The following is a 19,031-nucleotide window of genomic DNA, read 5'->3' as shown; positions in this document are numbered from 1 at the left end:
GCCTTCAGGCGGGCAGGGGCTCGTCGATCGACACCATCCAATGGGTGCCGAACCGGTCCTTGACCATGCCGAACCCTGTCGAGAAGAAGGTTCTCTCATAGGGCATCACCACCGCGCCGCCCTCGGCCAGGCGATCAAAGACGGCACGCGCGCTGGCGTCGTCGGGCAAAGTCGCGCTGATCGACACGCCGGCCTGCGGCTCGGTGGGCATCCCGGTCGGCGAATCCGACGCCATAAGCTCTCCACCTGCGATGCGGACCATGCCATGCAAGACGCGGGATTTGTCCCAGTCGTCGGGGATATCGGGCATGTCACCAAAGGTTCGGATGTCAGGTGCTGGGTCGCCAAAGACCTCGGCATAAAACCGCAGGGCTTCGGCGCAGGTGCCGTCAAAATGCAGATAGGGGGACAGGGGCATGGAAACCTCGGGTATAAAAACCGCAGTTTGAGCCGCACCACCCTGCAGATCAAGCCCGATATTGGCTTGCATCGGTGCGAGCAATTCGGCATCCAGCGGGCATGGACTGGATCAAGATCATACATATTCTATGCGTCATGGGCTGGATGACCAGCATCTTTGCCGTGCCGCGCGCGCTGATCTACTGGAAGCGCGAATTTGCCCGCTTGGGCGAATTTGGTCCGACCGGCGACCTGACCGTGCGGCTTTACCGCTTTTCAGCCGGGTTGGGCGTGATCGCGCTGCTGACCGGGCTGTGGCTGGGCTGGCAGGTCTGGGCCTTTGCCCCCTGGGTCCATGTCAAGCTGGCGATGGTCACGGTTCTGGCCGCGCATTATGTCTGGACCGGGGTCATGGTGGTGCGTGCCAAACGCGGCGAGTTTCGCGAATCCGATCTGTTCTTGCGCATTTTCAACGAGATCAGCGTGATCGGAGTCATTGCGATCCTCTGGGTTGTAGTCGTCAAACCGTTCTGACGCTTGCCTCGCCCCCCGGCCTGTCCTAGAAGCGCGACGACCAAGCGCCGGAGGGAATGATGGGCTTTAAAATGGGGATCGTGGGTCTGCCGAACGTTGGCAAGTCGACCCTGTTCAACGCATTGACGAAAACCGCCGCGGCGCAGGCGGCTAATTTCCCGTTTTGCACCATTGAGCCCAATGTCGGCGACGTGGCGGTGCCCGATGATCGGCTGGACCAACTGGCCAGGATCGCCGGCTCCAAGCAGATCATCCCCACGCGCATGACTTTTGTCGATATCGCCGGCCTTGTGCGTGGCGCCTCCAAGGGTGAGGGGTTGGGCAACCAGTTTCTCGCCAATATCCGCGAATGCGACGCCATCGCCCATGTGCTGCGCTGTTTCGAGGATGGCGACATCACCCATGTCGAAGGCAAGATCGACCCGGTCGCCGACGCCGAAACCATCGAAACCGAATTGATGCTGGCCGACCTTGAATCCATCGAGCGGCGGCGCGCGAACCTCGTGCGCAAGATGCGCGGCGGTGACAAGGAGTTCTGGCGATCAGGACCGTCTGCTGGCCATGGCACAAGCCGCCCTCGAAGAGGGGCGCCCGGCCCGCAGCGTGACCATTGCCGCGGATGACCAGAAGGCCTGGCGCTTGCTGCAATTGCTGACCTCGAAGCCGGTGCTCTATGTCTGCAACGTCGAGGAATCCTCGGCCGCCGACGGCAACAGCCAAACCGCGCGCGTGGCCGAAATGGCGCAAAGTCAAGGCGCGGGCATGGTCGTCATTTCCGCCCGGATCGAAGAGGAAATCAGCCAGCTCGACGCCGAAGAAGCGGCCCTGTTCCTGGCGGAAATGGGTCTCGAAGAGGCCGGGCTTGATCGCCTGATCCGTGCCGGCTACGAATTGCTGGGCTTGCAAACCTATTTCACCGTCGGCCCCAAAGAGGCCCGCGCCTGGACGATCGCCAAAGGCACCTTGGCACCAGGTGCGGCGGGCGTGATCCACGGCGATTTCGAGAAAGGCTTCATCCGCGCGGAAACCATCGCCTTCAAGGACTATATCGCTGGCAACGGCGAAGCAGGTGCCAAGGAAGCCGGAAAATTCCGCGTCGAAGGCAAGACCTACGAAGTCAAGGACGGCGATGTCCTGCACTTCCTGTTCAACGCCTGAGTCTTTGTTCGCAAAAATATCCTCGGGGTTTTCAAAGGGGTGGAAAACCCCTTTGACGGGGTGTTAGGGGCTGGCCCCACGCGGGCCGAGGGGCTCGATGCCCCGACGGCACGCTCTCGTTCACCCGCTCAATTGCCGGGCACCAGTTTTCCGGGGTTCATCACGCCATCCGGGTCAAGCGCCGCCTTGATAGCACTCATCACCGCCCAGCCGTCGCCGTGCTCGCGGGCCATGTATTTCATCTTGCCCATGCCGATCCCGTGTTCGCCGCTGACCGTGCCACCCAGGCGCAGCGCGCGCTCGGCCATATTCGCCGCCAGCACTTGTGCCTTTTCCCATTCCACCGCATCACCCGTCCGGGGCAGCAGCAGCGCGTGGAAATTGCCGTCGCCCACATGCCCAACAATCGGCCCCGGCACGCCCGAGGCGGCAATCTCGGCGGCGGTTTCCTCGACCGCTTCGGCCAGCCGCGAGATCGGCACGCAAATGTCCGTGGTGATCGGGTCGCGGCCGGGATAGGCCTGCAACGCTGAACGATAGGCATTATGGCGCATCGCCCAAAGCGCGGTGCGATCTTCGGTTTTCTCGGCCCAGCGGAAACCCAGACCGCCAAAATCCGTGGCAATCTCGCTGAATCGCTGGGCTTGTTCGGCAACGCCCGCGTCCGTGCCGTGAAACTCCAGCATCAGATGTGGCGCGTCGGGCCATCCCGCTTGGGTGGCCTTGTTGAAATAGGCGGCACTGGCACGGTCCACGAATTCGATCCGCGCCATGGGGATCCCGGACTGGATCGTGGCGATCACGGCGTTTACCGCGCCCTCGAACGTCTCGAAGGCACAGACCGCCGCGCGGATGGCCTCGGGTTGGCCATGCAGCTTGACGGTCAATTCGGTGATCAGGCCAAGGGTTCCCTCGGAGCCGACAAACAGCGCCGTCAGGTCGTAGCCGGTCGCGGATTTGGGCGCGCGGGTGCCGGTGCGGATGATGCGCCCATCGGCCAGCACCACCTCGAGCCCCAGCACATTCGCGCGCATCGTGCCATACCGCACCGCCGTGGTGCCCGAGGCGCGGGTCGAGGCCATGCCGCCAAGGCTGGCATTGGCCCCCGGATCAACCGGGAAAAACAGCCCCGTCGCGCGCAATTCGGTGTTCAGGGCCTCGCGCGTGATCCCCGGTTGCAGGGTTGCGACCATGTCTTCGGGGACGATTTCCAACACTTTGTTCATCTGGTTGAAATCGACAGTAACACCGCCACGCGGGGCGATGGCGTGCCCCTCCAGCGAGGTGCCGGCCCCCCAGCCGATCATCGGCAGACCGGCCTGAGAGCAGATCCTGGCAATCTGCGAGACCTCTTGCGTCGTCTGCGGATAGACCACCGCATCGGGGGGCATCGGCGCAAAATGGCTTTCCGATTGGCCATGCAGGTTGCGGTCGGCAGTTGCGCGGGTAAAGCGCGCGCCAAGCAGGGCTTCGAGGGCCTCGAAGGCGTCGGTTTGGGCGGTCATCCTGGTCTCCTCGGGTGCTGGACCTTGAGCCTAGCGCGGCCAGTTCGGCAATTCCAGTGGCTCGTAGTCCTTGCAACCGGGTGCGATCTGCGGTTTTCGTGGAGAACCAAATAGGGGCAGGGCGTGGCCAAGACACCCATATCACAGCAGACTCGTTTGCACAGATTGTATCGGCTGGGCTTGATGCGGGTGCGCAAACGCGGGCCGGGACAAGTGCTGTTCTGGGTGATGGCGTTTTTTCTGGGGATTGCGGCAGGTCTGGCGGCGCTGGGGTTTCGGGCCGGGATCGGGGCGATGGAAAGCCTGCTGTATGGGGCCGATGATCAGAATGTCTTCAGCGCGGCCTCCGAGATGCCGTGGTTCTTGCTGATCCTGATCCCGGCCACAGGCGGGCTGGTGGTGGGTGTGATCTTGCACAAATTCACCGCCGACGCCCGGGTGCGCGCGGTGGCCGATGTGATCGAGGGCGCGGCGCTGCGCCGGGGCCGGGTTGAGTTTCGCGAGGGGTTGGCCTCGGCGGCGGCGTCGTTGATCACGTTGGGATCGGGTGGATCGTCGGGCCGCGAGGGACCGGTGGTGCATCTGGCGGCGACGATCTCGACCTGGATGGCGACGCGGATTGATGCCAGTGGCGTCACCGGGCGCGATCTGTTGGGCTGCGCGGTGGCGGGGGCGGTTTCAGCGTCGTTCAACGCCCCCCTGGCGGGGGCGATCTTTGCGATGGAGGTCGTTCTGCGCCACTACGCGCTGCACGCCTTCGCGCCCATCGCGATTGCGTCGGTCATGGGCACGGTGGTGAATCGTCTATATTTCGGCAATGTCGCAGAGTTCACCTTGCCGGTGTTCAATACGGTTGCGTTTTATTGGGAAATCCCGGCCTTCCTGATCCTGGGATTGGTCTGTGGCCTGGTGGCGCTGGCGCTGATGCGCTCGATTTTCTGGACCGAGGATCTGTTCGGCTCAGTTCAGGCGCGGCTGGGGTTTCCGCGCTGGCTGCGTCCGGCAATCGCCGGGGCGATGGTGGGGGCCATCGCGATTGTCGCGCCGCAGGTCATCGGCATCGGCTATGAGGTCACCACCTTGGCCCTGACCGGGCAAATGCTGTTGACCGAGGCGATCCTGATCGCGGTGGCCAAGGTGATTGCGGTGTCGATCACGCTGGGCGGGCGCATGGGCGGCGGCATATTCTCGCCGGCGCTGGTGGTGGGGGCGCTGACCGGGCTGGCCTTTGGCCTGATCGCGACATCCTTGATCCCGGCCTATTCCGGGTCATCCACGACCTATGCCCTGGCCGGTATGGGCGCGGTGTCGGCGGCGGTACTGGGCGCGCCGGTGTCCACGTCACTGATCGTGTTTGAACTGACCGGGGATTGGCAAATTGCGATCGCGGTGCTGGCGGCGGTGTCGACGGCCACGGCGGTGGCCAGCCGGTTCGTGAACCGTTCGTTCTTCTTGTCGCAGCTTTCCCGGCGCGGGGTGCCGATTGCGCAGGGTCCGCAGGCCTATCTGCTGCAATTGGTGGGGATCATGCGGATCACCCAGCGCCCCGGCAGCCCGCGCGCCTTGCCCAGATCGGTGCTCGAGGATCTGGCGGCGGATGGCATGGCGATTGACGCGCATGCGCTGCTCAAGGAGGCATTGTGGCGGTTCAAACGCTCGGGGGCGTCGCATCTGGCGGTAACCACGACGGGTGCAGACGGTGTGCAGGTAGTCGGTTGCATCAGCCATGTCGAGGCGTTGCAGGCGTTCAATCAGGCCCTGGCGGCGATTGCCGCCGAGGAACATTCCTAGTCCGCGGTTTTTGGGCCCCGGGTCAGAGGGTGGTGTTGCATCACCAGACTGCGCAGGCGTTCATCCAGAACATGCGTATAAATCTCGGTCGAGCTGAGATCGGCGTGGCCCAAAAGCGTCTGGATCACCCGCAAATCCGCGCCGCCGGCCAGAAGATGCGTGGCGAAGGCATGACGCAACACATGCGGGCTGACGCGGGTCGGGTCCAGATTGGCCCGCAGCGCGACCTCTTTGACCAAGCCGTGAAACCGCTCGCGGGTCATGTGGCCCTTGGCGCCGCGTGCCGGGAACAGAAACCGCGAGGCGGCTTTGCCGCTGGTGCGGGCCAGTTCCTCGGATTTGTCGCGGTGCTGCAACCAGACCGCCACGGCGGCGCGGGCCGGGTCCGACAGCGGAACCAGACGATCCTTGCCGCCTTTGCCGCGCACCATCAACATTTGCGGCGCGCCGCGCAGGGCCTTGTCGGGCAGGCTGACCAGTTCCGTCACCCGCAGGCCGGTGGCATAGAGCAATTCGAAAAGGCAGGCGTTGCGGGCTTTGGTGGCGGTGTCCGCGCCGTGATCGCGGGCGACCTCCAGCATGGCGGCAACCTCGGCCTCGGTCAGGGTGCCGGGCAATCGCACCGCACGCCCCGGCCCATCAATGCGCAGCGTCGGATTGTCCTTGCGCCAACCCTCATCATAGGCAAATCGATAGAACTGTTTGAGCGAGGAGAGGCGGCGCGCACGGGTCGCACGGGCCAGACCTTCGGCATCCAGCGATACCAGATAGGCCTCGATGTCGTCGGACTTTGCCCGGCCAAGCGCGGTCGCGTGACCTGCGAACCAGTCGGCGGCGTGGCCCAGATCGCGGCCATAAGCCAGCAAGGTGTTGCGCGCCGCACCGTGTTCGGCGGCGATGGCATCGAGAAAGGTGGAAATGCTGCGCGCGTCGGAAATTTCCGGCATCGGGTCAGCCACGGCGTTCCAGCATCAGGCTTTCCAGCGCGGTCCGCCTTGCGATGTCCTCCAGCCCCATATGCCGCAGGGTCGCCAGGCCTTCGGACAAGGCGCGCGGATCACCGGGGCCGCCCATCCGGTTGAGAATGCGCAGCATTTCTTCGCCAAGGCGACCCTCGGCCAAGGCATCCAGGGATGGTTGCGGCACGAAGGCATCAGGCCCGAAGGCCAGCGCCACGGCTTGCGCGACCTCGCCAGGCATGGCGCCAGCCGCCGCCGGGTCGAATCCGCGCGCGATGGCGGCCAGAAACCGTTGTTCCGGGCTCGCCCGGGTGGCGTCGAGGCCCAGCGCCACGGTTTCATAGCTGTCCGACAGCAGCCGGATGCGGAAGGCCAGATCAGCGGCGCGCCCGGTCAACTGCACCTGGCCCAAGGCCTGAGAATAAAGCTCTGACATGGCGACTTCCAACTCGCCCGCCTGAACTTGTGGCCAGGCCTGCAAAAGCGCCGGACCGATCACGGCCGGATCATCCGTGCGCAGGCTTTCATCGAGCTGTTGCACAAGACGCACACGCTCCCATATGCCGCCCGAGGCGGCCGCGCGCCGTTCGGTATAAAGACCCAGCAAACGATTTGGCGACAGCGCGCCCATCCGCACCAGACGTTCCGCCGCCTCAAGTTGCGCGCGCCAGCCAATCGTGCCGCGCAAATCGGCATGGGCATAGGCAACCGGCAACCCCAAGGTCGACACCGGGTCGCCCGAGGCCTCGAGCAAACGCCAGACCAGCGGGCTGGGGGTGCCGGTCGGCGGCGGTAACAAGGTCGAAGCGCCGGGTAACCCCTCGTGACCCTCGATGAAATGCAGCAGCAACTCCGCGTCATAGTCGGAAATCGCTTGCGCCTCGGTGGCGTCGTTCAGAATTTCGGCGGCAGCGTCCCAGTTGCCGTCGCGCGCCTGGCAAAACACCAGCGCCGGGACATTGTCGATCGGTGGCGTCTGGGCCAGAACGCCGATGCAGGCCTGATGTTCATCCCCCAACAACAGCCCGATATCAAACCGTCGCAGCCGCAGAACCGGATCCACCGGGTCCAGCGTATCAAGCACGGCGGCGGCCTGATCCAGTGCGCCAAATTCGATCAGCTTGTCGATGCGGGCCAGCAAAAACCTGGGCGTGCGGTCTTGCGTCACGCCGGGTTCAGGCAGCGGGGCGGTGAACTCTGCCAGCAGCAGACGCAAGCTGAGATCGCGCAGCGCGGGCACCATGTCAGTGGGCAGGGTGCTGATCAGATCGGCCAATTGATTGGCCGAAGACGTGCCCCACAAGGTCGCGGGCAGGCCGACGCGCGACGCTGGAAACAGACCGGCGGCCTCAGGGCGCAGGGCATCGAGCGCGCGTACCGAGATCCCCGAATCGGCGGCGGTGGGTTGCGGCGGGGTCAAGGGATAGGCCCCCGGGGTCGGCACCGTGTCATCCGTGCGCAGCCAGTCGATGGCCGACAGCGGCGCTCGGTCTTGCGCGGAGGCGGCCGAGGTCAGGGAAAGGGCCATACCGCATATCAGGGTGGATACCCCGGAAAACTGGAACAAAAACCGGAAACGCGTGGCCACAATGCTTAACTTTCGTTGATGTCGATCGGGATGCTGCGCGGCTCTGGCGTTTGGCTGAGATCGCCGAAATAGGCATAGGCCAGGAACCCGATCCCGCCGACCAGCGCCAGAATCACGATCAGCCGAAACAGATATCCAAACAGTCCGGGGCCGTCATCATATCGAGACATGGGTGCTCAATCCTCTTTTGTTCTTGCGTCTCTACCCGCAGATGGTCGGGTAGTGTAGGCGTCTCAGGCGTTTTATAACTGGAACTCTGCGCAAGATCACGCCATTCAAGGACACAAAGCACAATATCGCCCATCTGTGATGTGGCGAGGACAGGGTAATGACGGCCAAGCTGAAGAAAACCGTGGTGATGGTGGGAATGATGGGGGCGGGAAAGTCCGCCGTCGGCAAGGAACTTGCGCGGCTTCTCGGGGTTCCGTTCCTTGATTCCGATGCCGAGATCGAAACCGCCGCCAATGCCACGATCGCCGAGATATTCGCGCGCGACGGTGAGGCCTTTTTTCGCGACAAGGAAGCGCAGGTCATCGCCCGGCTGCTCGACGCCGAGCCCTGCGTGCTGTCGGTCGGTGGCGGCGCGTTTTTGCGGGCTGCGACGCGGGATTTGATCACGCGGCGAGGCGTCTCGGTTTGGCTCAAGGCGGATCTGAGCACCCTGTGGCACCGGGTGAAACGCAAGGATACGCGGCCATTGCTGCGCACCCCGAACCCGCGTCAAACCTTGGCGGAGTTGATGACGATCCGTGAACCCGCCTATGCCGAGGCCGATTTGATCGTGCAGACGACGCCAGAATACTCCATTGAAACCACAGCAGAAAAAGTGGTTGAGGCGCTGTCCGCGCGCGTGGATGTGCTGGGTGCCCCCTGACGGTTGGACCATGAACGAGGATTGCCAATGATTGATATCGTGCGACCCGCCATTGATGATGTTGCCGTTAGCCTTGGCGAGCGCTCTTACACCGTGCGCGTCGGGCAGGGGCTGATCGCGCGTGCCGGGCCTGAGATCGCGCCGTTGCTGCGGCGTCCGCGGGTGGCGGTGGTCAGCGAAGCGACCGTTGCGGGCTTGCATCTGGAGGCCCTGCGTGCGGGGCTTGCCATCAGTGGCATCACACTGGAGGCGCTGATCCTGCCGCCCGGCGAGGCGACCAAGAGCTGGCAGCATTTGCAGCAGACGGTCGAGTGGCTGCTGGCGCAAAAAGTCGAGCGTGGTGATGTGGTCGTGGCGTTCGGCGGCGGGGTGATCGGCGATCTGGTGGGATTTGCCGCGTCAATCCTGCGCCGCGGCGTGCGGTTCGTGCAGATTCCGACCTCGCTTTTGGCGCAGGTTGACAGTTCGGTCGGCGGCAAAACCGGGATCAACTCGCCGCAGGGCAAAAATCTGATCGGCGCGTTTCACCAGCCCAGCCTTGTGCTGGCCGATATCGACGTGCTTGACACGATGACCCCGCGCGATTTTCTGGCCGGGTATGGCGAGGTGGTGAAATACGGGTTGCTGGGCGACGCGGCGTATTTCGATTGGCTGGGCGCGCATGGTCCGGCGATGGCGGCGGGTGACAAGGGGCTGCGTCAGCAGGCCGTGCAGCGGGCCGTGCGCATGAAAGCCGATATCGTCGAGCGCGACGAAACCGAGCAGGGCGACCGCGCCTTGTTGAACCTTGGCCATACATTCGGGCACGCGCTGGAGGCGGCGACGGGCTATTCCGACCGGCTCTTGCATGGCGAGGGCGTGGCCATCGGCTGTCAGTTGGCGTTCGATCTGTCGGCGCGGCTGGGCCTGTGCGCGCAAGAAGCCCCGGTCCGCGTTGCCGAACATCTCGCCGATATGGGCATGAAGCGCAGCCTGGCGGATATTGCCGGAGAGTTGCCCGGCCGCGACGCGCTTATTGCCTTGATGGCGCAGGATAAAAAGGTCGTCGATGGGGCGATGCGGTTTATCCTGGCGCGCGATATCGGCGACAGTTTCGTCACCGCCGACGTGCCGCGCGCGGCCTTGGCGGCCTTGCTCGACGAGGCATTGGCCGGGCGTTAAACCGGCAATTTGCGCGGGCGGCGGTTGATCAGCACCAACCCCGAGATCAGCAAAGCCAGCGCAATCGGCGTGGCTCTGGTGACGGGTTCGCCCAGCATCATCCAACCCAGCAGGGCGCTCAGGGCCGGGGTCAAGAAGCTGAAGCTGGCCAGAACCGAGGCGTGATATTGGCCCAGGAGCCAGAACCACAGCACATAGCCGGTCGCCGCGACACCGAGCGCCTGAATCAGGAAGATCACCGCCTGATACCCGTCGAACTCCCGCACCAGCGGTCCCGCAAAGAGCGGCGCAACGGCGCATAGCAGCGCCGCCGAGACCAGAAGCTGCCAGAAAATCTGCGTTTCCGGCCGCGCCAGCCCCATTCGGGATTTGCGCGAAACGACCACAACTCCGGCCCAGGACACGCCCGCAATCAACGCCGCCAGATCGCCCCAGATATTGCCCGCTTCCACGGCATCCGCACGCCCGGCAAAGGTCAGGACGACGCCCGAGAACCCCATCAGGAACCCCAGAAACCGGATCGGGGTCAGGCGCTCGCCCGGAAACAGGAAATGCGCGGCCAGTGCCAGCCAGATCGGCATCGCATAAAAGATCGACGAGGCGCGCACCACGCTGGTGTTGTCGAGTGCCAGGAACAGAAACAGGAATTCGCCGCGAACAGCACCCCCATCACGAGGCCCGGACGCCAGAGATCCAATCGCGGTGAGATCCTGCGCCAGGCCATCCAGCCGCCAAGCGCCAGCGCTGCCACCGCGGACCGCGCGCCCGCGAAAAACGCCGGTTGAAGGCCTTGATTGCCAAGTTTTATCAAGACATTATTGGCCGCGAACAGGGCGGCCAGACCCAGCATCATCCAAAACCCCTGAAGATCGAGTGGCCGACGAAGGGGTTGTGACATGGACATCCTGTGACTTGAAATTGCTGCACAAGTGAATCAACATGCGCGGGTCAGGTCAAGCCCCTCATTGGTCTTTCGCCAATCCGGTGTTTGCCTTAGGTTGACTTAGAGAAGTTCGGGTGAATGGCGATCACATGACCAAAGACGACAATCGGCAAGGGCTGACAGTGCGATGCGAGGCGAAGGGTTTGCGCCTGACCGGGCAGCGCCGGGTCATCGCACAAATCCTTGAAACCGCCGAGGATCACCCGGATGTCGAGGCGCTTCATGCCCGCGCCGCAGCCAAGGATCCGGGGATTTCCATCGCGACCGTGTACCGGACGGTCAAGGCCTTTGAGGAGGTCGGCTTGCTGGAGCGGCGCGAATTCGGCGACGGGCGCGCGCGCTGGGAGGACGCCGACCGCGATCACCATGATCATCTGATCGACGTGGCGACGGGCGAGGTGATAGAGTTTTGCGACCCCGAAATCGAAGCCCTGAAAGAAGCCATCGCCCGGCGTCTTGGCTATCGGCTGGAAGGGCACCGGTTGGAGCTGTATGGCGTCAAGGCTCCGCGTTGAGCCCCCTTTCGGTGGCCCGCTGGTCCGGGTATGACCAAAAGGTCAAATTTAAGGGCACAACATGAATACGTTGCACGGGCCGCTTTTCATGGTGGCTTCCATGGCGGCATTCGCCGCCGAAGACGCGCTGATCAAAGGCCTGACGGACCGGGTTCCAATCGGGCAGCTTGGTCTGTTTCTGGGCGTCGGCGGCATTCTGGTGTTCGGAATCGTGGCGCAAATTCAGGGCCATAGCCTTTTCGATCGACGTGCATTGCGCGGCGCGGTCCTGGTGCGGACCCTCGCGGAAGCCTGTGCGGTGGTTTTCATGCTGCTGGGCCTTGCCTTGGTGCCGCTGAGCGTGGTGACGGCGGTTTTGCAGGCGATGCCGCTGACCGTCACGCTGGCGGCGGCTGTGTTTCTGCGCGAACCCGTCGGCTGGCGACGCTGGAGCGCGATCCTTGTCGGGTTCATCGGCGTCCTGATGATCCTGCGCCCCGGTGCCAGTGGTTTCGACCCCTATGTGTTGCTGCCTGTGGGGTCTGTCTTGGCGCTGACCCTGCGCGATCTGGCAACGCGGCGCGTGCCGGCAAACATCGCCTCCATTCAGGTCTCGGGTTGGGGGTTTGCCGCGGCGATCCCGGGCGGTGTGATCCTGCTGGTGATGCGGGGCGAGGGGTTGATCATGCCCGCCGCCGCCGATTGGGGGCTTCAGGCCCTGACCCTGTTGACCGCGATTCTGGGCTATATTGCTCTGGTTTTGGCAACCCGCACTGGCGAAATCGCGGTGACAACCCCGTTTCGTTACTCGCGATTGGTGTTCGGCATGATGATCGGGGTGATCATGTTTGGCGAGCGTCCCGCAATGCTGACCCTGGTCGGAGCCGCGTTGATCGTGGCAGCGGGGCTCTATACGTTGATGCGCGAAATGCGGATCCGACGCCAGCGAGCGCGTTAAACGGCGATCGGGCGCAATATCCCGAGGGTACGCTCTTTAAGTGGCGTCCGGCAGGCGGTATAGAGGCGCGAAATCAGCCATAGGAGAGGGGCACCTCATGACCACCATCTTGGATATTATCGGCCGTGAAATCCTCGACAGCCGCGGCAACCCGACCGTCGAAGTCGATGTGATCCTGGAGGATGGCACACTGGGGCGCGCCGCGGTGCCGTCGGGTGCGTCGACCGGCGCACATGAAGCGGTCGAGCTGCGCGACGGCGACAAGTCACGCTATCTGGGCAAGGGCGTGTTGAACGCCGTGGCTGCGGTAAACGGCGAGATTTATGAAGCCCTGGTTGGCGTGGATGCAACGGAACAGCAGGCCATCGACGCCGCCTTGATCGAGCTGGACGGCACGCCGAACAAGGCGCGCCTGGGGGCGAATGCCATTCTGGGCGTGTCGATGGCCGTCGCCAAGGCGGCTGCCGAGGCCACCGGCCAGCCGCTTTACCGCTACATTGGCGGCACTTCGGCGCGGGTCCTGCCGGTGCCGATGATGAACATCATCAACGGCGGCGAGCACGCCGACAACCCGATCGACATTCAGGAATTCATGATCATGCCGGTGTCCGCCACCAGCATTCGTGAGGCGGTGCGCATGGGTTCCGAGGTGTTCCACACCTTGAAGAAAGAGCTGCAAGCCGCTGGTTTATCGACTGGAATCGGCGATGAAGGTGGCTTTGCGCCGAACCTGTCTTCGGCCCGCGATGCGTTGGATTTCATTTTGAAGTCGATTGAAAAAGCGGGCTACAAACCGGGCGAGGATATCTATCTCGCGCTCGATTGTGCCTCGACCGAGTATTACAAGGGCGGCAAATACGTCATGACCGGCGAGGGCAAGTCCCTGTCCGCGGCGGAAAACGTGGCCTATCTGGCCGATCTGGTGCGCGATTATCCGATCCTGTCCATCGAGGACGGCTGCGCCGAGGATGACTGGGACGGCTGGAAATTGCTGACCGAAGCGCTTGGCGATACGGTGCAATTGGTGGGCGACGACCTGTTTGTCACCAACCCGGTTCGCCTGGCTCAGGGCATCAAGGCGGGTGTTGCCAACTCGATGCTGGTCAAGGTCAACCAGATCGGCACCCTGTCGGAAACGCTGGAGGCCGTCGATATGGCCCACCGCGCGCGCTATACCAACGTCATGTCGCACCGCTCGGGCGAGACCGAGGATGCCACGATTGCCGATCTGGCAGTCGCCACGAATTGCGGGCAGATCAAGACCGGTTCGCTGGCGCGCTCGGACCGGTTGGCCAAGTATAACCAGTTGATCCGTATCGAGGAAATGCTGGGCGAGACGGCGATCTATGCCGGACGTTCAATTCTGCGCGGCTGACGTGCCTGCGAGGGCGCGCTGACCGAAAGCGATGAAGATTTCCTGAGGGGCGTGGCGATTGCTGCGCCCTTTTTGTCGACAATTTTAAAAGTTAAGCAGGCATTAAGGGAGCGGTGGCACACTGGGGTCAGCATATCCAAAAGGGGGCTGTCATGTCTGATCTACTGTCACCCGTATCCTCGGTCGGCGCGGGAAGCTCGGCGCGAGAGGTGTCTGTCGGTGGCCACGCGGGAAGCTTTGCCGCGCATCCCAAGGGGGCCGAAAGCGCGGCGGCGGTGCGGCCCGTCGACCCGGCGCGGGACGCGCGCGATGCCCGCATGGATCGTCAACGCGATCTGCCTGTCGGACCGCCACCGACATTCCAGATCAATGTTCTGCAGGATATCCGCGCCTCGCAGCTTGATCCTACGCCCGTGCACGACGCGGAAACAGCGGATGTTGAGACGCCTGACGACGCCACGAAAGCCGGGCCCGGCAAGGACGCTGGCGCGCGGAGTGAGGCGGATACATACCACACAATGTACAAAAATACGGACCGCAACCCCGGTGCCGATGCCACATTGGATCGCAAGGTCTGATCGGGAATTACTGCGGTTTGGCGATGGGTTGTGAGGTGTCCTTCCCGGCAGATGCCAAGAGGCGGGCCTTGTCGGTGACGCTCGCAAAAAAGACCGGCACGTCGGGAGTGAACGTGCCGGCCAAAGAAGTCGCCTGTCCGTTGTCGCTGAGAACCCTACTCGGCCGCCTTTGCCATCGGGTTGTTGGGGTGCATCGTCCAATCGGCGGGCGTATCAGAGACGATTTGCCCCGTTCTTTCGTCCAGGGTGCCGGGCAGTAGCTGCTCCATGGTGATGCAATCCTCTACAGGACACACATTGACGCAAAGGTTGCAGGCCACGCATTCGTCGTCTTTGACGGTAAAGACCCGGTCCTCGGACATGGCGATGGCTTGGTGCGAGGTGTCCTCACACGCGGCAAAGCAACGGCCGCATTCGATGCAGAGATCCTGGTTGATCTTGGCTTTTGCCACATAGTTGAGGTTCAGATACTGCCAATCGGACACGTTCGGAACCGCGCGGCGCACAACCTGATCGACTGACGTAATCCCTTTTTGATCCATCCAGAGGCTAAGGCCTGCCGTCAATTCCTTGATGATATCAAAGCCATAGGTCATAGCCGCCGTGCAGACCTGGACCGAACCGGCCCCCAGCGACAGGAATTCCGCCGCATCACGCCAGGTCGTTACGCCGCCAATGCCGGATATCGGCAGATTGGCGGTTTCCGGGTTGCGCGCGATCTCGGCGACCATGTTCAGCGCGATGGGCTTGACCGCCGGGCCGCAATAACCGCCATGCGTGCCCTTGCCGTCAATCGTCGGCTCGGGCGCGAAAATGTCGAGATTGACGCTGGTGATCGAGTTGATCGTGTTGATCAGACTGACCGCATCTGCCCCGCCCCGGTGGGCAGCAGCGGCGGGTGCGCGAATGTCGGTGATGTTGGGCGTCAATTTCACAATGCAGGGCATCCGCGAGTGTTTCTTGACCCAACGCGTCACCATTTCAATGTATTCAGGCACTTGGCCCACGGCGCTGCCCATGCCGCGTTCGGCCATGCCGTGCGGACAGCCGAAGTTCAACTCGACACCATCGGCATCGGTCTCTTCGACGCGGGCAAGGATGGCTTTCCAGCTTTCCTCGTCACAGGGCACCATCAAGCTGACGATCATCGCGCGATCTTTCCACTCGCGTTTGACCTTCTTGATTTCCTGCAAGTTGATTTCCAGCGGGCGATCGGTGATCAACTCGATGTTGTTCAGCCCCAAGAGCCGCCGATCCGCGCCATAGACCGCGCCGTATCGCGGGCCGTTGACGTTGACCACCGGCGGCCCCTCGGAGCCCAGGGTCTTCCACACAACGCCGCCCCAGCCCGCCTTGAAGGCGCGTACGACGTTGTATTCCTTGTCCGTTGGCGGCGCAGAGGCCAACCAGAACGGGTTGGGTGATTTGATTCCGGCGAAATTGGTCGTCAGGTCTGCCATGATGATGTCCTCGGTCGCGCGAGCCTCAGCCCGCTGCCCCTGTCAAAGTCGCGTGAATATCCTCGGCGGCATCGCGCCCCTGCTGAACGGCGGTCACGGTCAGATCCTCGCCGCCGGTTGCGCAATCGCCGCCCGCCCAAACGCCCGCAAGGCTGGTGCGCCCGGCCGGGTTGATCGCGATCTTGCCGCCATCCAATTTCAGGACCGCAGGCGCACCGCTGAGGGTTTGGCCAATCGCCTTGAACACCTGATCGGCGCGCAAGCGGAAGGTTTCGCCGGTCGGTTCAAGGCCTTTTTTGGTGCTGCGGGTATAAGAAAACTCGATCTCCTGCACCTTGCCCTTGCCATGAATGGCGACGGGCATGGCGTTGGTGATGATCTTGACGCCTTCGGTTGCGGCGTGGTCGAGTTCATAATCCGAAGCCGCCATCGCCTCGCGGTCGCGACGGTAGACCATGGTGACGTGTTCGGCCCCCAGAAGGCGCGATTGCACGGCGGCATCCACGGCGGTCATGCCGCCGCCGATCACCACGACGTGTCGCCCGATGGCAACTTGGTTCAGGTCGTCAGATTGACGCAAATCCTTAATGAAATCAACCGCATCACGCACGCCTTCAAGGTCTGACCCCGGAATGCTCAGGGCATTGACCCCGGCCAGACCCATGCCAAGAAACACGGCGTCAAACTGTTCGGACAGCTCCTCAAGCGAGATATCCTTGCCCAGTGTGGTGCCGGTGACGAGGTCGATACCGCCGATGCGCAGCAGCCAATCGACCTCGGCCTGGGCGATGCCGTTGGCGGCTTTATAGGCCGCGATGCCATATTCGTTCAGTCCGCCGGGTTTGGCGTGCGCATCGTAAAGGGTCACGTCATGCCCCTTCATCGCCAGGCGATGCGCACAGGCCAGACCTGCCGGGCCAGCGCCGACGACCGCCATGCGTTTGCCGGTTGCATTGGCGCGGGTGAACGGGTGCTCATTGGCGAGCAGAAATCCGTCGGTGGCGTAGCGTTGCAGGCGGCCGATCTCGACCGGGTTCCCCTCGGCGGTTTGGCGCACACAGGCCCCTTCACACAGGGTTTCAGTGGGGCAAACCCGCGCGCACATTGCCCCGAGGATGTTCTGCGCAAAGATCGTCCGTGCCGCCGCCTCGGGCATTCCGGTCTGGATCTGGCGGATGAACAAGGGGATGTCGATGGCCGTCGGGCAGGCGGTGATGCAGGGGGCATCGTAGCAGAAATAGCACCGGTCCGACGCCACACGCGCCTCATGCGGGTCGAGGATTGGATAGAGGTCATCGAAATGCGCGTCCAGAGTCGCGCGATCAAGACGCGACGGCACGATGCCTTCGGTCTGTGGAGAGTTGGTCACGGGCTACCTCCGGGGTTGGCTGGTGTTTTCCCCAGAGTGGCACAGTTGCAAATTTTATCAACTGGTAAAAATGAGAGGCGCGCGAGATTTTTCCAGGTCAGGCGGGGCCTCGAACACGTTGGGGGAAAGCGCGCGGGTTGGTTGCCAGATGCCGACGCCCAGGAGAACCAGACCAACGCAAAAAGGGCGCGGCCCCATGGCGCGCGCCCCCGGCGTGTCGATGGCGTGTCGATGGCGTGCGATCAGAACTGGGCCAACCGCTCGGTCAGGAGGGTATAGAAAGCGTCCGCATCGAGATCGTTCACAAAAAACGCGTTGGGCGCGCGATCGGTCACGCCCCACCAATCCGCAACCGTCATGCCCAAGGTCAGCGCGCTGGTGGTCTCGATTTCGACGTTGATCTGGCGGCCTGAGAAAAGGTCGGGCTGGATCAGATAGGCAATGGTGCAAGGGTCGTGTAGTGGCGCACCTTCTGAGCCATATTTCTCCATGTCGAACCGTTCGAAGAAATCGGTCCAACTGGCCACGGCGGGGCCGACACGTCCCGGCAAGGCGCGGAATGCGTCGATTCTGGCATTGGTCGTCAGGGCCTTGTGGGTGACATCCAGCGGCATGACCGTCAGCTTGACACCGGCGCGGAACACGATGTCCGCGGCTTCCGGGTCGACATAAATGTTGAACTCTGCGGCGGGCGTGACATTGCCACCCTCGAAACAGCCGCCGCCCATCAGCACGATCTCAGCGATCCGCGGGATAATGTCGGGCGCGCGCTGCATGGCGGTGGCGATGTTGGTCAATGGCCCGATGGGCACCAGGGTCACGGTGCCGCCGGGTTCCTGCCGCAGGGTGTCGATGATGAAATCGACCGCGTGTTGTTCTTGCAACGGCATGGTCGGGTCCGGCAATTCGATCCCGTCAAGCCCGGTTTTGCCATGAACATATTCTGCGGTCACCAAGTCACGGTTGAGCGGGCGGTCACAGCCGGCGAACACCTTGACGTCGGGACGCTCGGCCAATTCGCACACGATGCGCGCGTTCTTCGTGGTCAAGGCCAGAGGCACGTTTCCGGCAACGCAGGTCAGACCCAAAAGCTCGACCTCGGGCGAGGCCAATGCCAGAAGAATGGCGACGGCGTCGTCCTGGCCGGGGTCGGTATCGATGATGATTTTGCGCGTCATTTGAGGGCTCTGACTGAGGAATTGGGGGATGGCGCGACGCTAGCCTGACGCTGATCCTTTGTCGAGCCATCATGCGCGGAACACGGCATGATGGAAATCTTGCCGTAAAATGGCCGCGTTTTGCTGGCAATTTGGGGCAAATAGCGCATATGGACACCACTATGACTTTTGCACGCGTGCCTCGGATGAAAGACGCCATGCCCCCTGATGTTTTCATACCCGGCCCAAGAACCGGGCGTCAGTTTCGCGATGCCCTCGGGGCGTTTGCGACCGGCGTTACGGTTGTCACGGCACAAAGCGCGCGTGGCCCCTTGGGGATCACGGCGAACAGTTTCGCGTCGCTGTCGCTTGATCCGCCATTGGTGCTTTGGTCGCCCGCCCGCGCCTCGCGCAGGTTTGCCACCTTTGCCAGCGCGCAATATTTCGCCATTCACGTCATGGGCGCCGAGCAAGCCGAGTTGGCCGGGCATTTTGCGCGGCAAGGCCATGATTTTGACCTGCCAGATGTGCATATGAACGCCCAGGGTGTGCCGATCCTTCAGGGATGCCTGGCCGTGTTTGAATGCCGGCAAGAAGCCGTCCATGAGGGTGGCGACCATGCCATTGTCGTGGGCCGGGTTTTGGCCGCGCAGCATACTCCTGGCGCACCGTTGCTCTTTCATGGCGGCCGGTTTGGGCAATGGTCATCCTGACCAGAGCAGTTGCTG

Annotated in this window: 18 protein-coding genes and 1 pseudogene; 10 read left to right on the top strand and 9 right to left on the bottom strand. The window is 63.0% G+C overall.

Annotated elements, in window-relative coordinates:
- Positions 1 to 4: 4 nt before the first annotated feature.
- Positions 5 to 418: a VOC family protein gene (locus tag VDQ28_RS17625; RefSeq protein WP_323037171.1), complete on the bottom strand. Its 414-nt coding sequence runs from the start codon at positions 416 to 418 to the stop codon at positions 5 to 7.
- A 101-nt stretch (positions 419 to 519) separates the two neighbouring features.
- On the opposite strand from VDQ28_RS17625, the gene VDQ28_RS17620 reads away from it, so the two are divergent.
- Together VDQ28_RS17620 and ychF are read left to right on the top strand one after the other, a co-directional pair.
- Positions 520 to 933, top strand: coding sequence for a CopD family protein (locus VDQ28_RS17620; RefSeq protein ID WP_323037170.1), 414 nt, complete (start codon positions 520 to 522; stop codon positions 931 to 933).
- A gap of 59 nt (positions 934 to 992) precedes the next feature.
- Positions 993 to 2,091 (top strand): annotated as a pseudogene (ychF, locus tag VDQ28_RS17615) (redox-regulated ATPase YchF).
- A gap of 128 nt (positions 2,092 to 2,219) precedes the next feature.
- Here ychF and VDQ28_RS17610 read toward each other — a convergent pair.
- Positions 2,220 to 3,596 (bottom strand): FAD-binding oxidoreductase, encoded by a 1,377-nt coding sequence (locus VDQ28_RS17610; protein WP_323037169.1) that lies wholly within the window; start codon positions 3,594 to 3,596, stop codon positions 2,220 to 2,222.
- Between the two features lie 183 nt (positions 3,597 to 3,779).
- Here VDQ28_RS17610 and VDQ28_RS17605 point away from each other — a divergent pair, with 183 nt between their 5' ends.
- Positions 3,780 to 5,387, top strand: coding sequence for a chloride channel protein (locus tag VDQ28_RS17605; RefSeq protein ID WP_323038153.1), 1,608 nt, complete (start codon positions 3,780 to 3,782; stop codon positions 5,385 to 5,387).
- Here the strand turns inward: VDQ28_RS17605 and VDQ28_RS17600 are convergent.
- From VDQ28_RS17600 to VDQ28_RS17590, 3 genes are all read right to left on the bottom strand, one after another.
- Entirely contained in the window at positions 5,384 to 6,334 is a 951-nt protein-coding gene (locus VDQ28_RS17600) for a tyrosine recombinase (protein WP_323037168.1), read from the bottom strand. The genes VDQ28_RS17605 and VDQ28_RS17600 overlap by 4 nt on opposite strands.
- A 4-nt stretch (positions 6,335 to 6,338) precedes the next feature.
- Complete coding sequence (locus tag VDQ28_RS17595; protein ID WP_323037167.1) at positions 6,339 to 7,874, bottom strand: hypothetical protein; 1,536 nt, start codon at positions 7,872 to 7,874, stop codon at positions 6,339 to 6,341.
- 65 nt (positions 7,875 to 7,939) lie between these two features.
- A complete protein-coding gene (locus VDQ28_RS17590) occupies positions 7,940 to 8,104 on the bottom strand; it encodes a hypothetical protein (RefSeq protein WP_323037166.1) in 165 nt (54 codons plus the stop codon).
- Between the two features lie 158 nt (positions 8,105 to 8,262).
- On the opposite strand from VDQ28_RS17590, the gene VDQ28_RS17585 reads away from it, so the two are divergent.
- Both VDQ28_RS17585 and aroB read left to right on the top strand, forming a co-directional pair.
- Complete coding sequence (locus tag VDQ28_RS17585) at positions 8,263 to 8,808, top strand: shikimate kinase (RefSeq protein WP_323037165.1); 546 nt, start codon at positions 8,263 to 8,265, stop codon at positions 8,806 to 8,808.
- A gap of 27 nt (positions 8,809 to 8,835) precedes the next feature.
- Entirely contained in the window at positions 8,836 to 9,969 is a 1,134-nt protein-coding gene (gene aroB, locus VDQ28_RS17580; RefSeq protein ID WP_323037164.1) for a 3-dehydroquinate synthase, read from the top strand.
- Here the strand turns inward: aroB and VDQ28_RS17575 are convergent.
- Positions 9,966 to 10,607: a DMT family transporter gene (locus VDQ28_RS17575; RefSeq protein WP_323038152.1), complete on the bottom strand. Its 642-nt coding sequence runs from the start codon at positions 10,605 to 10,607 to the stop codon at positions 9,966 to 9,968. The two genes, aroB and VDQ28_RS17575, sit on opposite strands and share 4 nt — an antisense overlap.
- Positions 10,608 to 11,001: 394 nt before the next feature.
- On the opposite strand from VDQ28_RS17575, the gene VDQ28_RS17570 reads away from it, so the two are divergent.
- From VDQ28_RS17570 to VDQ28_RS17555, 4 genes are all read left to right on the top strand, one after another.
- A complete protein-coding gene (locus VDQ28_RS17570; protein ID WP_323037163.1) occupies positions 11,002 to 11,427 on the top strand; it encodes a Fur family transcriptional regulator in 426 nt (141 codons plus the stop codon).
- A gap of 61 nt (positions 11,428 to 11,488) precedes the next feature.
- Positions 11,489 to 12,364, top strand: a complete 876-nt coding sequence (locus VDQ28_RS17565) for a DMT family transporter (protein ID WP_323037162.1) — start codon at positions 11,489 to 11,491, stop codon at positions 12,362 to 12,364.
- A 97-nt stretch (positions 12,365 to 12,461) separates the two neighbouring features.
- Entirely contained in the window at positions 12,462 to 13,739 is a 1,278-nt protein-coding gene (gene eno / locus VDQ28_RS17560) for a phosphopyruvate hydratase (RefSeq protein WP_323037161.1), read from the top strand.
- A gap of 152 nt (positions 13,740 to 13,891) precedes the next feature.
- On the top strand, positions 13,892 to 14,317 hold the full coding sequence (locus VDQ28_RS17555; protein WP_323037160.1) for a hypothetical protein: 426 nt from the start codon (positions 13,892 to 13,894) through the stop codon (positions 14,315 to 14,317).
- 155 nt (positions 14,318 to 14,472) lie between these two features.
- Here VDQ28_RS17555 and preA read toward each other — a convergent pair whose 3' ends face one another.
- The 3 genes from preA to VDQ28_RS17540 all read right to left on the bottom strand — a co-directional run bounded on the left by preA (position 14,473) and on the right by VDQ28_RS17540 (position 18,324).
- Positions 14,473 to 15,777: an NAD-dependent dihydropyrimidine dehydrogenase subunit PreA gene (gene preA, locus VDQ28_RS17550; RefSeq protein WP_323037159.1), complete on the bottom strand. Its 1,305-nt coding sequence runs from the start codon at positions 15,775 to 15,777 to the stop codon at positions 14,473 to 14,475.
- Between the two features lie 25 nt (positions 15,778 to 15,802).
- Complete coding sequence (locus tag VDQ28_RS17545; protein ID WP_323037158.1) at positions 15,803 to 17,146, bottom strand: NAD(P)-dependent oxidoreductase; 1,344 nt, start codon at positions 17,144 to 17,146, stop codon at positions 15,803 to 15,805.
- A 242-nt stretch (positions 17,147 to 17,388) separates the two neighbouring features.
- A complete protein-coding gene (locus tag VDQ28_RS17540) occupies positions 17,389 to 18,324 on the bottom strand; it encodes a nucleoside hydrolase (protein ID WP_323037157.1) in 936 nt (311 codons plus the stop codon).
- 197 nt (positions 18,325 to 18,521) lie between these two features.
- Between VDQ28_RS17540 and VDQ28_RS17535 the strand changes: the two genes are divergently transcribed.
- Complete coding sequence (locus VDQ28_RS17535; protein ID WP_323037156.1) at positions 18,522 to 19,016, top strand: flavin reductase family protein; 495 nt, start codon at positions 18,522 to 18,524, stop codon at positions 19,014 to 19,016.
- The last annotated feature ends 15 nt before the right edge of the window (positions 19,017 to 19,031 follow it).

Source organism: Pararhodobacter sp., assembly GCF_034676545.1.
In the GTDB taxonomy this organism is placed as follows: domain Bacteria; phylum Pseudomonadota; class Alphaproteobacteria; order Rhodobacterales; family Rhodobacteraceae; genus Pararhodobacter.
This window is presented reverse-complemented; position numbering and strand designations above follow the sequence as displayed.

Excerpts from the sequence above, each read along its gene's own strand:
- VDQ28_RS17585 (WP_323037165.1), top strand. The coding sequence starts at position 8,263 with ATGACGGCCAAGCTGAAGAAAACCGTGGTGATGGTGGGAATGATGGGG.
- eno (WP_323037161.1), top strand. The coding sequence starts at position 12,462 with ATGACCACCATCTTGGATATTATCGGCCGTGAAATCCTCGACAGCCGC.
- VDQ28_RS17605 (WP_323038153.1), top strand. The coding sequence starts at position 3,780 with ATGCGGGTGCGCAAACGCGGGCCGGGACAAGTGCTGTTCTGGGTGATG.
- VDQ28_RS17625 (WP_323037171.1), bottom strand. The coding sequence starts at position 418 with ATGCCCCTGTCCCCCTATCTGCATTTTGACGGCACCTGCGCCGAAGCC.
- VDQ28_RS17610 (WP_323037169.1), bottom strand. The coding sequence starts at position 3,596 with ATGACCGCCCAAACCGACGCCTTCGAGGCCCTCGAAGCCCTGCTTGGC.
- VDQ28_RS17600 (WP_323037168.1), bottom strand. The coding sequence starts at position 6,334 with ATGCCGGAAATTTCCGACGCGCGCAGCATTTCCACCTTTCTCGATGCC.
- VDQ28_RS17590 (WP_323037166.1), bottom strand. The coding sequence starts at position 8,104 with ATGTCTCGATATGATGACGGCCCCGGACTGTTTGGATATCTGTTTCGG.
- VDQ28_RS17595 (WP_323037167.1), bottom strand. The coding sequence starts at position 7,874 with ATGGCCCTTTCCCTGACCTCGGCCGCCTCCGCGCAAGACCGAGCGCCG.
- preA (WP_323037159.1), bottom strand. The coding sequence starts at position 15,777 with ATGGCAGACCTGACGACCAATTTCGCCGGAATCAAATCACCCAACCCG.
- VDQ28_RS17535 (WP_323037156.1), top strand. The coding sequence starts at position 18,522 with ATGCCCCCTGATGTTTTCATACCCGGCCCAAGAACCGGGCGTCAGTTT.
- aroB (WP_323037164.1), top strand. The coding sequence starts at position 8,836 with ATGATTGATATCGTGCGACCCGCCATTGATGATGTTGCCGTTAGCCTT.
- VDQ28_RS17565 (WP_323037162.1), top strand. The coding sequence starts at position 11,489 with ATGAATACGTTGCACGGGCCGCTTTTCATGGTGGCTTCCATGGCGGCA.
- VDQ28_RS17570 (WP_323037163.1), top strand. The coding sequence starts at position 11,002 with ATGACCAAAGACGACAATCGGCAAGGGCTGACAGTGCGATGCGAGGCG.
- VDQ28_RS17540 (WP_323037157.1), bottom strand. The coding sequence starts at position 18,324 with ATGACGCGCAAAATCATCATCGATACCGACCCCGGCCAGGACGACGCC.
- VDQ28_RS17620 (WP_323037170.1), top strand. The coding sequence starts at position 520 with ATGGACTGGATCAAGATCATACATATTCTATGCGTCATGGGCTGGATG.
- VDQ28_RS17555 (WP_323037160.1), top strand. The coding sequence starts at position 13,892 with ATGTCTGATCTACTGTCACCCGTATCCTCGGTCGGCGCGGGAAGCTCG.